Source organism: Carboxylicivirga sediminis, assembly GCF_018156225.1.
Classification (GTDB): domain Bacteria; phylum Bacteroidota; class Bacteroidia; order Bacteroidales; family Marinilabiliaceae; genus Carboxylicivirga; species Carboxylicivirga sediminis.
This window is the reverse complement of sequence record NZ_JAGTAR010000002.1, coordinates 183,649-196,209: the sequence shown is the minus strand read 5'-3', so window position 1 is coordinate 196,209 and position 12,561 is coordinate 183,649. Positions and strand designations below refer to the sequence as shown.

Sequence of the window (12,561 nt, the reverse complement as noted above, 5' to 3'; positions counted from 1 at the left end):
GTATTAAACAATAGAATAAAATAATAATCGCAGATTCAAATTCAGGCGGGCTTACTTTTACCTCATTAGTATGTGCCATACTTCCTTGTTTGGCAGCCTGGCTTATGTTAGTTGCTATTGTTAAGTGGTTGACGTATGTTCAAAATGTTCAGATAATATGGTTATTTGATTGATTAGTATTTGTTTAAGTTGTAATTGTTTCTATTTTACATCCTCTAAACTAATCATACAATTGACCAATAAAATGAATAACCCATTTTCTTTGAATACCTTTCAACTGTACGCCATGGTTGGCTTGCGCGTGCTTACCGGATGGTATTTCCTCTATGAAGGTATAATCAAATTAATTCATCCCGGATGGAGTGCCTTCGGTTTTTTAATGAGTACAGAAGGTGTCTTTTCAGGCTTCTTTCATTCACTGGCTGGAAATTCCACTAGTCTTGATGTAACTAATTTCCTTAATGTTTGGGGATTAATTGCCATAGGAGTAGGCCTGATCACAGGCACACTGGCGCGCATTGCTTCTCTGGCAGGAGCCTTGCTGGTATTTCTATATTACCTGGCCCACCCACCCACTATTGCAGCACAGCTGATGCCTGGTTCTGAGCAGGCTTTATGGGTAGATAAGAATCTGATATTTACCCTTCTGCTTTTAGTACTTTATGCCATTCCTACCAGCCAGGTGATTGGTCTCGACCGCCTGATATTCAACAAAAGCAATACCCATGGACGATAATAAACGAAGCTACTCCCGCAGAGATATAGTCAAAACACTGGCAACAGTACCTGTGTTAGGGGCATTTGCATATGCTCTGCTTAAAAAAACCGACTATCAAAAACAACATAGCTTCAACATGGCTGATGAGCTGGGGCTGAAGTTATATGATGATCCCGAACCGGCCTCAATTTCCAATGGGCAAACTATCAGGCTGGGTATTATTGGTGCAGGTGGCCGTGGCAGGTACTTGTTGGAAGCAGCAGGTTTTGCGCATCCCAATACGCTAAAGCATTGGTACGAGCAAGCTCAGCTTAACTCATCTGATACCCGTTATGGAGATTTTATAGAGCAGGATGACCTGAATATTGAGATACGTGGAGTATGCGACATTTTCGATGTTAATGCCAAAGAAGCCCTGTTGTCGTGCAGCAACCAAGAAAAATCAACGGAGTTAAACGAGGTGTCCTCGAAGGTGAAACGCTATACTGATTATCGCGATTTGCTGGCAGCCGCAGATATAGATGCGGTGATTATTGCCACACCCGACCACTGGCATGCTCAAATGGGCATTGATGCCGCCAAGGCAGGTAAACACATCTATATCGAAAAAGGTTTGACCCGCACCATCGAGGAAGCGTTTGCGCTTCGTAAAGCGGTTAAAGAGTCGGGCGTTGTTTTTCAGTTAGGACACCAGGGGCGGCAAACGGCCAGTTTTAAAAAGGCAAAGCAGTTAGTTGATAAAAATGTGCTTGGAAAAATATCCCTCATTGAGGTATGTACCAACCGAAATGACCCCAATGGTGCCTGGGTATATCCTATTCATCCCGATGCTAATGAACAAACCATCGACTGGCAACAATTTATTGAGCCAACCAATAATCATCCGTTTAGTGCCGAGCGTTTCTTTCGCTGGCGTTGCTGGTGGGACTATGGTACAGGGCTGGCCGGCGACCTGCTGACTCATGAGTACGATGCCATTAACCAGGTGATGCAGCTGGGGATACCGCATTCGGCAGTGGCATCGGGCGGTATCTATTTTTATAAAGATGGCCGTGAAGTACCTGACGTATTTCAGGCGGTGTTTGAATACCCTGAGCGTGACCTGACTTTCATGTACAGTGCCTCTCTGGCAAATGATCATTACCGTGGTAAAGTATTGATGGGGCACGATGCCACCATGAAAATGGAAAATGTACTGGAGGTGTATCCCGATAACCGTTCGACACAGTACCGCAAGCAGCTTGATGCCGGCTTGATTTCACCCGATAAGCCTATGATTACCTATCAGCCAGGTAAAAACAGCCTGGATGGCTATAGCTCGGCAACTGAGCAATATTTTGCCAGCAGAGGTCTGTTATACACCCATGTGAAGGGTAAGCGAGTCAATACGGCGCATCTGCACATTAAAGAATGGCTCAATGGCATACGAAGCAACAAGCAGCCCAGTTGCGATATTCATCAAGCCTTTGAAGAGGCTGTTACCGCACACATGGCTACTATTGCCTATCGTGAGAATCGCAAAGTGTATTGGGATGCCGATAAAGAACAACTGATATAATTACCCTTTATAAACTCAGTATTAATCACCTTACATTATCAAACATGAACAAAAAGGAAAAAATCTATGAAATGAACCGGCGCAGGTTTATATCCAATGCAGGACTGGCTGCTGCGGGTCTGACCTTGATGCCCTCTGTTGTGGCCATGAACAGTCGCCGGAAATCGAAAAATGACAAACTGAATATTGCCGGAGTTGGTGTTGGCGGAAGAGGCTTTGGTGTGTTGAAGGCTGTCGAAAGTGAAAATATTGTAGCATTGTGCGATGTGGACTGGAAATATGCCAAAGGCTGTTTCGAGTACTTTCCAAAGGCTAAACGCTACTGGGATTGGCGTAAGATGCTAGACGAAATGGGCAATGATATTGATGCAGTGGTGGTAGCCACGGCCGACCATACGCACGCCATCATTGCGGCTACGGCCATTACCATGGGTAAGCATGTGTATGTTGAGAAGCCGCTGACTCACACCGTATATGAATCACGTTTACTAACCAAACTGGCAGCCAAATACAAGGTGGCAACGCAGATGGGTAACCAGGGAGCATCGGGCGATGGTGTGGCAACCACTACCGAATGGATTCGCAATGGTGAGATCGGAGAGGTGCGTAAAGTGGAAGCGTTTACTGACCGCCCCATATGGCCACAGGGGCTGAATCGCCCGACAGAAGTACAGCCCATACCCGAAACCATGAATTGGGATTTGTTTGTTGGACCAGCTAAGATGCGTCCGTTTAATGAGATTTATACGCCCTGGAATTTCCGTGGATGGTGGGATTTTGGTACAGGTGCGCTGGGAGATATGGCCTGTCATATTCTGCATCCGGTGTTTAAAGGGCTCAATCTGGGCTATCCCATAAAAGCGCAGGGCAGCTCAACCTTGTTACTGACAGATGCGGCTCCTGTGGCCCAAAAAGTTCGACTGGTATTTCCTGAACGCAAGAGCCTGCCGAAGGTAAACATGCCCGAAGTAGAAGTGCATTGGTACGATGGCGGTTTACAGCCCCTTAAACCAGACGGATGGCCAGCAGGAAAAGATATGAATCACCACGGAGGTGGTGTGCTCTTTCACGGCTCAAAAGATACACTGGTTTGTGGATGCTATGGTCGCGATCCTTGGCTGCTTTCGGGTAGAACACCAAATGTGCCCAAAACATTACCGCGTATTACAACCAGTCATGAGATGGATTGGGTAAGAGCTTGTAAAGAATCACCCGAAACCAGAGTTGAAACCTTATCGCCATTTAGCGAGGCCGGACCTTTTAATGAGATGGTGGTGATGGGTGTACTGGCCGTTCGTTTGCAGTCACTCAACAAAGAGCTGGAGTGGGATGGTGAAAATATGCGATTCACAAATATTGGCGATGACGAAACCATCCGCACAGTGATAAGTGATGGCTTTAAGATACACGATGGGCATCCTACTTTTGACAAAGAATGGACCGAGCCGGTTAATGCCAATGCCTTTGCCAATGAACTTATTAAGCACACTTACCGCAACGGCTGGACACTGCCGGACATGCCAGTTTAATATGTAGAGTAGTTGAACCGAAGAATTATAAGATCAATATCAAACTAAAGAAAAGCGTGTTCGCCAGAATGGCCGAAGCGCAAAAAAATCTAATAAAAATGAAGAATCTATTTTTAATCAGTTTAGTAGCAGTGATACTAAGCTCATGTTGTGATAAAACGCAGGAAGTTAACACACTAACAAAAGAAGAGAAAGCCGATGGCTGGCAGTTGTTGTTCGATGGAAAAACGACTGATGGCTGGCGCAACTATGGTAAAACCACCTTCCCCGACGGTTGGGATATTACTGAAGACGGTACGCTCCACTGTCCTGGCTCTGGTAGGGGAGAAGCAGGTGGAAAAGACAGAGGTGATATTATTTATGGCGATAAAAAATTTGGTAACTTCCATCTGAAACTGGAATGGAAAATTTCTGAGGGTGGTAATTCGGGTATTTTTTACCTGGGACAGGAAAGTGACTCATTGGATTACATCTGGAAAACAGCTCCGGAGATGCAGATTCTGGATAATGAGAAGCATCCTGATGCCGCAGCTGGTATTGCCGGTAACCGCCAGGCTGGTTCACTTTACGATCTGTACCCTGCTGTACCTCAGAATGCCAAGCCTGCCGGCGAGTGGAATTCGGTGGAGATAAAAGTATACAAGGGTTCGGTATGGCATATGCAGAATGGTGAAACAGTGGTTGAATACCATCTGTGGACTCCAGAGTGGAATGAGTTGGTGGCCGGCAGTAAGTTTCCGGGGCTTAATCCAACCTGGGCCGATGTGGCTAGTGAAGGTTACATTGGACTTCAGGATCATGGCGATGATGTGTGGTTCCGTAATATAAAAATCAAAGAATTATGATACGCCACCTTGCCATTATGGGCATTGTTTTAATTACTTTGACGCTTATGAATATATGTGCTCAAAAAGCAGAAAAAAGCATCGGCATCCAGTTGTGGTCGGTGCGCGATGATATGAAAAAGGATGCCGCAGCCACGATTAAGCAGTTGGGCGAGATGGGCTACGCCTTTGTGGAGGCGGCCGGTTACTCAGATGGTCAGTTTTATGGTATGTCACCAGAAAAATTTAACAAGCTGTTAAGCAGCAATGGACTGAGTTTTACTGCTTCGCATTGTGGTCATCCCTTGCCCGATAAAGAGCAGTGGGAAGCAACCATGCAATGGTGGGATAAGTGTATCGACGCTCATGCTAGAGCAGGCGTTAAATACATCGTTCAGGCATCGATGGATAAAAAGGGCTATGGTTCGCTAGCCGATTTGAAGCGCTACTGCGATTATTTTAATGCTGTAGGAGAAAAATGCAATGCTAAAGGCATTCGTTTTGGATACCATAACCACGACAAGGAGTTTGAGGAGGTGGATGGCATGGTGCGATACGATTACATGTTGCAAAATACTGATCCGGACAAAGTGATGTTTCAGCTCGATTTGTACTGGATTATGAAAGGCGGAAAAGAGGCCACCGCTTATTTTGAACAGTATCCGAAACGCTTTGAATTATGGCACGTGAAAGATGAGATGGAGCTGGGGCAGAGCGGAAAGATGAATTTTGAACCCATCTTTAAAAAAGCCGCTTTAGCAGGTATGAAAGACATTATTGTTGAGGTGGAGCGCTACAATTACCCTCCACTGGAGAGTGTTGAGCGCAGTCTTTCATTTTTGATGGAAGCACCTTACGTCAAATAGTTTAGTTCATGTTTAAGTCGAGAGGTTGTTCATCTTTGGGGCAACCTCTTTTTTTATGAAATCGTTCTCGCAGGCAGTCAGGTCCAATTTTTTGTTCATAGAATGACTCCCTGCAACCTGCAGGACTTATCCTCAGCATCTGTTAATGGTTCCTGCAACCTGCATGACTCATCCTTAGTATCTGTTAACTGCTCCTGCAATCTGCAGGACGTCTCCTAGGTTTCTGTTAATGGTTCCTGCAACCTGCAGCAAGGTCTTCATGTAAAAGCGATCTTGATATTATCCACAACTAACCAAATCATACAATTAACAAATCAACATTTTAAAACTATCTTTGCAAAAAAAAACAACATATGACAACTCGTAAAGTACGTGTGCGCTTTGCACCGAGTCCAACCGGACCATTGCATATTGGTGGTGTTCGTACCGCATTGTTTAACTACCTGTTCGCCAAAAAGCACGGGGGCGATTTTATCCTTCGCATTGAAGATACCGATTCAACGCGTTTTGTTGAGGGGGCCGAAGAGTATATCAATGAGAGTATGAGGTGGTTAGGAATGAAGGTAGATGAAGGAGTTGGAGTGAGGCATAAAAAAGGACATCAACGTTCTTACAGACAATCAAAAAGGTCATACAAGCAATATGTAGATAAGTTGATAAAAAGTGGACATGCATATTATGCTTTTGATACACCTGAATCACTTGAGAAATTGCGTGAAAGAGCTGAATCGCGAAAAGAGAAGTTTTCTTATGATGTTAAAACCAGAAGACAACTTGATAATTCACTAAATATTGAGGATAAAAGGTTTGTTCATCAAAGAATTAATAATGGAGAACCATATGTTGTAAGGTTTAAAATGCCAGAAAAGAATGAAGAAATCTATTTTGATGATCTAGTAAGGGGACGAGTGCATTTCCAAACTTATAATTTGGATGATAAAGTTATTTATAAAAGTTCAGATAATCTGCCAACATATCATTTAGCAAATGTAACAGATGATTATAGAATGGGTATTACTCATGTAATTAGAGGTGAAGAATGGTTGCCATCAGCTCCTTTACATGTCATGCTGTACCGTGCATTGAACTGGGAAGATACCATGCCACAGTTTGCACATTTGCCACTGATTCTGAAGCCTACCGGTAAAGGAAAACTATCGAAGCGCGATGGTGATAAAGGTGGTTTCCCGGTATTCCCATTGAACTGGCAGTTGGAAGATGGCATTGCGGCCGGCTATCGCGAAAGCGGATACTTCCCTGAAGCGGTGGTTAATCTGCTGGCTCTATTGGGATGGAACCCCGGAACTGAGCAGGAGTTGTTCTCAATGGATGAGCTGATTCAGTTATTCTCCATCGAGCGGGTTAATAAGTCGGGTGCCCGCTTCGACCCGGATAAGGCAAGATGGTTCAATCAGCAGCATCTGGTGCGCAAATCCAATGAGGAGCTGGCAAAGCTGTTCCAGGCCGAGCTGAAGGAACGCGGTCATGAACGTGAAAATGGATATGTGTCGGAAGTGGTTGGCCTGGTTAAAGAGCGCGTTAACTTCGTGAGTGAGCTGTGGGAGCAGTGCTCATTTTTCTTTGAGGCACCTGTTGAATACGATGGTAAGGTGGTGAAGAAGCGCTGGAAGGGTGATGTGCCGGCTTTTATGACAGAACTAGTACCCGTATTGGAGCAGCTGGATAACTGGCAGGCCGATGCCATTAAAGCAACCATAGCCGAGCAGATTGAAGCGAAAGAACTGGGCTTTGGTTTGGTGATGAATGCCTTCCGTCTGGCTTTAGTGGGTGGTGGCTTTGGTCCTGACCTGATGACAATTGCCGAGATGATTGGTAAGGAAGAAACGATTCAGCGCCTTAAAGCTGCTGTTGAGAATATTCGCTAACAAATGGTTATAGCCACAACAATACAGAATCCCGCATCTCACGAGGTGCGGGATTTTCCGTTTTAGATGGAAGTGGCCACATGTCTTCTCTCTTATGTCTTAAGCCTTTTGTTTTAGCTCTTAATAATTGTGTAATATTGTATATCAAACAGGTTTTTATATGGCAGAGAGAGATGTGAAAAGGTGGTCTGTTCCTGAAATTGTTAATAAGATAAAACGGCGAACAGGCTATTATAAGCGGCAGTACAGGCGGCAATATCCTACCGTTAAAGATGCAGTATTTATCTGGATTCCGAAGAATGGCGGAACCAGCATGTATCAGGCGCTTAAGCCACATGGTATGCAGTACCTTGACAATGAAGCTGCTGTTCGCTTTTATTTCCCCAATAAAGGACTGGTGTCGTTTGGACCGCTTAATTATTCCCATTTACGGGCTAAGAATCTGGTTAATGAATCATTTCATCAATCGGCGTTTAGATTTGCCATTGTTCGCAACCCATATGACCGTACTGTTTCCTCTTTCTTTTATTTTAAGCAGAACAAATGGATTCATCCAAAAATGAGCTTCAGGGAGTTTACTTATCACATCAACAAAATTGATTTCAAAAAGGATTGCTCCAGCTTTAATACTTATGAAGGCTACCTGTTTCCGCAGTTAAAGTATATCAGTAATCGAGATAGTTTATTGACAGATTTTATTGCCCGGCTGGAGAATATCCATGAGGATGTGGAGGTAATTAAACAACACCTGCAGCTGGAGTTTGAGTTTCCTCGATTGAACACCACCGAGCATGAGTATTATAAGCAATACTATTGCGAAGATAGTAAGCAGAACATCCTTAAGGCCTATAGAGAAGACTTCGAAAAACTGAATTATAAAACAGAGCTATAAAAATCCCGCTCCTTTCGAAAGCGGGATTTTAGTTTTATATCTGGAATCTTAAGTCTTGAACTACTTCTTCTTAGCCCACGAATCCTTTAATGTCACCGTGCGGTTGAAAACAACATTCTCCTCTGTAGAATCTTTATCAATACAGAAATAGCCCAGGCGCTGGAATTGGTAGCGCTCAATGCCATCATCAAACTTAGCACCTGCATCTTTGAAATTAGGCTCTATATAGGCCGTGTTAATAACCGAAAGTGAGTTTGGATTCAGAAACTCAAGGAAGTCCTTGTCCTTATGTCCATCCGGTTCTTCATCCATAAACAGGCGGTCGTATTGTTTCACCTGAACAGTTTTCGCGTGCTCAATGCTTACCCAGTGCAATGTGCCTTTCACCTTCCGGTTACTTCCTTCCATACCGCTCTTGGTATCCGGATCGTAGGTACAGTAAATTTCTGTAATCTCACCGTTCTCATCTTTTTTAATGCCCTCACATTTTACAATGTATGCATTCTTCAAACGTACCTCGCGGCCCACATCCATGCGGAAGAATTTCTTGGGTGCATTCTCCATAAAATCTTCGCGTTCGATGTATATCTCACGGCTAAATGGTAATTGGCGAGAACCCATGCTTTCATCCTCAGGGTTGTTGATGGCATCCATCCATTCCACCTGGCCTTCAGGATAATTGGTGATGATTACCTTAACCGGATCTAATACGGCATAAACGCGAGGTGCTTTTTTATTCAAATCTTCACGGATGCAGTGTTCCAATAAGGCCACATCAATCACGTTTTCGCGCTTAGCCACACCAATCTGTTCTGCAAATCGGCGAATCGACTCAGGGGTGTATCCTCTTCGACGATAACCCGAAATAGTAGGCATGCGTGGATCATCCCAACCAGCCACATACTTCTCATTCACCAGTTGAAGCAGCTTGCGCTTACTCATTACGGTGTAGTTGAGGTTCAGTCGGGCAAATTCAATCTGACGAGGACGCGCCTGCTCTTTTAACTCAGGTTGAAACTCTAATATTTGTTCCAGAAACCAGTTGTATAATGGACGGTGTACTTCAAATTCCAATGTGCAGATAGAGTGGGTGATGCCCTCCACAAAGTCGCCCTGCCCATGGGCAAAGTCATACATTGGGTAAATGCACCAGTCATTGCCTGTGCGATGGTGATGAGCATGTATGATGCGGTACATCAAGGGGTCACGCATGTGCATGTTTGGCGAAGCCATATCAATTTTGGCACGCAGTACGCGCTCACCGTTCTTAAATTCCCCTTTACGCATGCGCTCAAATAAATCCAGGTTTTCTTCAACGCTGCGGTTGCGATATGGACTTTCCTGACCAGGCATGGTAGGTGTTCCTTTTTGTGCAGCAATCTCTTCGGCACTCTGGTCATCTACATAGGCCTTGCCATTTTTAATAAATAAAACAGCCCATTGGTATAGTTGCTCAAAATAGTCGGAGGTAAACTTAGGCTCATCTTTCCACTGAAAGCCCAGCCAGTTTACGTCTTCCTTAATTGATTCTACGTATTCAGTATCTTCCTTGGTAGGGTTCGTATCATCAAAACGCAGGTTGGTACCACCTTTGTAGTGTTTGCCAAGGCCAAAGTTCAGGCAGATAGATTTTGCGTGCCCGATGTGCAGATAGCCATTGGGCTCTGGAGGGAAACGGGTTAGTACAGCTCCTCCGTTTTTGTTTTCACTTAAATCTTTGTCAATCTCCTGATGAATGAAATTCGTTTTCGGCGTTTCGTTCAATTCCATCTGCTCGTGTATTTTGTCTATTATAGTATTTGCTTTTTGAGATGTGTGAACATCAGGCACAAAAGTAATTGTTTTTCGACTTAAAAATCTGATGATTCGATGATAAAACAGTATTTTCGCCAAAAAAATACAAAACCATGGAAGAGACGCAAATGATTGGTGTGATTGAACTGGAGGAAATGGAGTTTTATGCCTATCATGGCTGTTTTAAAGAAGAGCAGGTGGTGGGAAACCGTTTTCTGGTGAAAGTAACATTGGAGACCGATTGCACCATAGCTGCCCAAACCGATAATATCAACGATGCACTTAACTATGTCAGTGTATATGAGATTGTGCGCGAGCAAATCATGCAGAATTCACATCTGCTCGAACATCTTAATAAGCGCATTATTGATGGAATCTATGAGCGCTTCCCTCAGCTACTAAAAGCAACGGTAAAGGTATCAAAGATGAATCCGCCAATGGGTGGACAGATGAAGTGTGTGAGTGTAACATTTAGCAGGTAAAATGAAAGATATTGGAGTCATTACAAAGGTATGCCCACGCTGTGGTGCTGAGTTTTTTTGTCACGCTGAAGCCGATTCGCCCTGTTGGTGTAACGAATATATTGTGACAGGCGAGAATCTTAAAGTGTTGGGTGAGAAATACAAAGGTTGCTTATGTCCCGATTGCCTGAAATTATATGGGCAAAAGAGGAAATAAAATTTGCTCAGAAAATAATTTATTACTTATTTTGCAACCCGAAACACGACGGTTCCTTGGCCGAGTGGCTAGGCAACGGTCTGCAAAACCGTGTACGGCGGTTCGAATCCGCCAGGAACCTCCCAGGAGTTAAATCCGGACAAATTCAGAGACCTTTATTCATGATGGATAAAGGTCTTTTTTCGTTATATAAAAGGGGAAGAGAACGGGATTAAATTCTAAGAATTTTAATCTTTGGAGTGTTACAATGAACTTGATTTTTTGGGCAGTCAAAAACAAGGCAAACAAAAAAAACGAGATACCGATATATTGCAGGATTACGATTAATGGTGAGAGAGCAGAGTTTTCTACTGGGGTAAGATGTAAAGAAGAGGAGTGGGATGGGAAAAAATATAAGGTTAAAGGCGTTAGTGATTTTGCCAGTATAGCTAATAGAAAACTTGAGCAGCTTAGCCACAAGCTTACCAAACTGTACTATGACCAGGTGCTAAACAATGATGTTACACCAACAGCGTTAGAGTTAAAGGCACTTCTTAACACTAAAAAAAAACGCATAGTATTCCTGGTTGAGCTTTTGAATGATTATGCGCAAGAATACTATAAAATGTATTCCAAAGCTGATAAGTTAAGACTACACGAACGCTTTATTGATACTATCAGTAAAGCTTTAAAAGATATTGATGCGCTTAATATCCGATTAACCAATTGTGATACTTACTTTCTGGACCGGTTAGCGAATAACTTCATTAATGGCAAAGGTTATTCGGTTGGTTATACCAGGAAACTATTTGGCTTTATTAAAGTTTCGCTGAAATACGCTTTTAACAGGCGTTATATTGACCGAAACTATGCCCAGGAATACAAGATACCATATAAGGAAGATTCGCAAGTAATTTACCTGGAAGAATGGGAGCTAAACAAGATAATAAAGCATGAATTCTGCGATACTTTGCAGCGGTCTGCTGATATGTTTGTTGTGCAGTGTTATACCGGCCTGGCATACGTTGATTTAAAAAAACTCAGTGCCACTCACCTAGTAAGAGATGATAATGGCTCCATGTGGATCAATATCACCAGATCAAAAGTTAAAACTGCTGAATGTGTGATACCGGTAGTGAAGAAAGTATTAGAGATTTTGCGCAAATATGAGTTTAAATTGCCAGTTCTCAGCAATCAAAAGTACAATGAGGCATTGAAAAAAATAGCAGTTGAAGTTGGCATCCGGAAACGTTTAACCACTCATGTGGGCCGCAAAACTTATGGAACCTTGCTGCTCAATAAGGATGTACCCATAGAAACAGTGAGTAAATTACTTGGACATTCAGATATACATGTTACACAAAAACATTATGCAAAGGTATTGCATATGAAGATTGCTAAGGATGTTAGGCTTATACTATAGTTCAGAGGTAACGTATAAAATCATTAGTTACATTTATAATATTTTTAGATATATGATTATATTTAAAAAATGAATGAACTTTTATCTTTTTATTACGAAATTATCTATACTAAAGCATGCCTTTCATCTGTGGGGTTGTCTTTAGATATAATAGGTGCCATTATTCTTTTCTTTTCAGGTGTACCATCTAGGTACATTGATCAAAGATATCAGCGCTCAAAAGTTGACATGATTGGAGATGATGAAAGTGATATTGTGAGCAGGGATATTGTAAGAAGACATGTTAAAAATTATAATTCAAAATACGTTATTTGGTCAAAGATTGGCCTAGCATTACTTATAATAGGATTTGCTCTACAATTATTTAGCAATCTCTATTTATAATCTTTTTTCCACCCGATTAAAATTTACGAA

At 42.8% G+C, this 12,561-nt stretch carries 12 protein-coding genes and 1 tRNA gene; 12 read left to right on the top strand and 1 reads right to left on the bottom strand.

Features of this window, described 5'->3' with window-relative positions; all coding sequences use genetic code 11:
• Positions 1-244: 244 nt before the first annotated feature.
• The 7 genes from KDU71_RS02690 (at position 245) to KDU71_RS02660 (ending at position 8,273) form a co-directional block, all read left to right on the top strand.
• Positions 245-736 carry a DoxX family membrane protein gene (locus KDU71_RS02690; RefSeq protein WP_212188356.1) on the top strand — a complete coding sequence of 164 codons (492 nt, stop codon included), beginning with the start codon at positions 245-247 and terminating at the stop codon, positions 734-736.
• A complete protein-coding gene (locus KDU71_RS02685) occupies positions 726-2,276 on the top strand; it encodes a Gfo/Idh/MocA family protein (RefSeq protein WP_212188355.1) in 1,551 nt (516 codons plus the stop codon). Before KDU71_RS02690 ends, KDU71_RS02685 begins: the two co-directional genes overlap by 11 nt.
• A gap of 44 nt (positions 2,277-2,320) precedes the next feature.
• Positions 2,321-3,805, top strand: coding sequence for a Gfo/Idh/MocA family oxidoreductase (locus KDU71_RS02680; RefSeq protein ID WP_212188354.1), 1,485 nt, complete (start codon positions 2,321-2,323; stop codon positions 3,803-3,805).
• A gap of 98 nt (positions 3,806-3,903) precedes the next feature.
• Positions 3,904-4,650 carry a 3-keto-disaccharide hydrolase gene (locus KDU71_RS02675; RefSeq protein WP_244828085.1) on the top strand — a complete coding sequence of 249 codons (747 nt, stop codon included), beginning with the start codon at positions 3,904-3,906 and terminating at the stop codon, positions 4,648-4,650.
• Positions 4,647-5,495 (top strand): sugar phosphate isomerase/epimerase family protein, encoded by an 849-nt coding sequence (locus KDU71_RS02670; RefSeq protein ID WP_212188352.1) that lies wholly within the window; start codon positions 4,647-4,649, stop codon positions 5,493-5,495. The genes KDU71_RS02675 and KDU71_RS02670 overlap by 4 nt, the downstream gene beginning before the upstream one ends.
• 353 nt (positions 5,496-5,848) lie before the next feature.
• Entirely contained in the window at positions 5,849-7,381 is a 1,533-nt protein-coding gene (gene gltX, locus KDU71_RS02665; protein ID WP_212188351.1) for a glutamate--tRNA ligase, read from the top strand.
• Positions 7,382-7,541: 160 nt separating this feature from the next.
• Complete coding sequence (locus tag KDU71_RS02660; RefSeq protein ID WP_212188350.1) at positions 7,542-8,273, top strand: sulfotransferase family 2 domain-containing protein; 732 nt, start codon at positions 7,542-7,544, stop codon at positions 8,271-8,273.
• Between the two features lie 60 nt (positions 8,274-8,333).
• Here KDU71_RS02660 and KDU71_RS02655 read toward each other — a convergent pair whose 3' ends face one another.
• Positions 8,334-10,043, bottom strand: coding sequence for a glutamine--tRNA ligase/YqeY domain fusion protein (locus tag KDU71_RS02655; RefSeq protein ID WP_212188349.1), 1,710 nt, complete (start codon positions 10,041-10,043; stop codon positions 8,334-8,336).
• A 137-nt stretch (positions 10,044-10,180) separates the two neighbouring features.
• Between KDU71_RS02655 and folB the strand changes: the two genes are divergently transcribed.
• From folB to KDU71_RS02630, 5 genes are all read left to right on the top strand, one after another.
• Positions 10,181-10,549 carry a dihydroneopterin aldolase gene (gene folB / locus KDU71_RS02650; protein ID WP_212188348.1) on the top strand — a complete coding sequence of 123 codons (369 nt, stop codon included), beginning with the start codon at positions 10,181-10,183 and terminating at the stop codon, positions 10,547-10,549.
• A 1-nt stretch (position 10,550) separates the two neighbouring features.
• On the top strand, positions 10,551-10,745 hold the full coding sequence (locus tag KDU71_RS23385) for a cysteine-rich CWC family protein (RefSeq protein WP_212188347.1): 195 nt from the start codon (positions 10,551-10,553) through the stop codon (positions 10,743-10,745).
• Between the two features lie 50 nt (positions 10,746-10,795).
• Positions 10,796-10,866, top strand: a tRNA-Cys gene (locus KDU71_RS02640).
• A gap of 126 nt (positions 10,867-10,992) precedes the next feature.
• Positions 10,993-12,147: a site-specific integrase gene (locus KDU71_RS02635; protein WP_212188346.1), complete on the top strand. Its 1,155-nt coding sequence runs from the start codon at positions 10,993-10,995 to the stop codon at positions 12,145-12,147.
• 69 nt (positions 12,148-12,216) lie between these two features.
• The gene (locus KDU71_RS02630) at positions 12,217-12,531 is read left to right on the top strand and encodes a hypothetical protein (protein ID WP_212188345.1); all 315 of its coding nucleotides are present in this window, start codon (positions 12,217-12,219) and stop codon (positions 12,529-12,531) included.
• Positions 12,532-12,561: the final 30 nt, after the last annotated feature.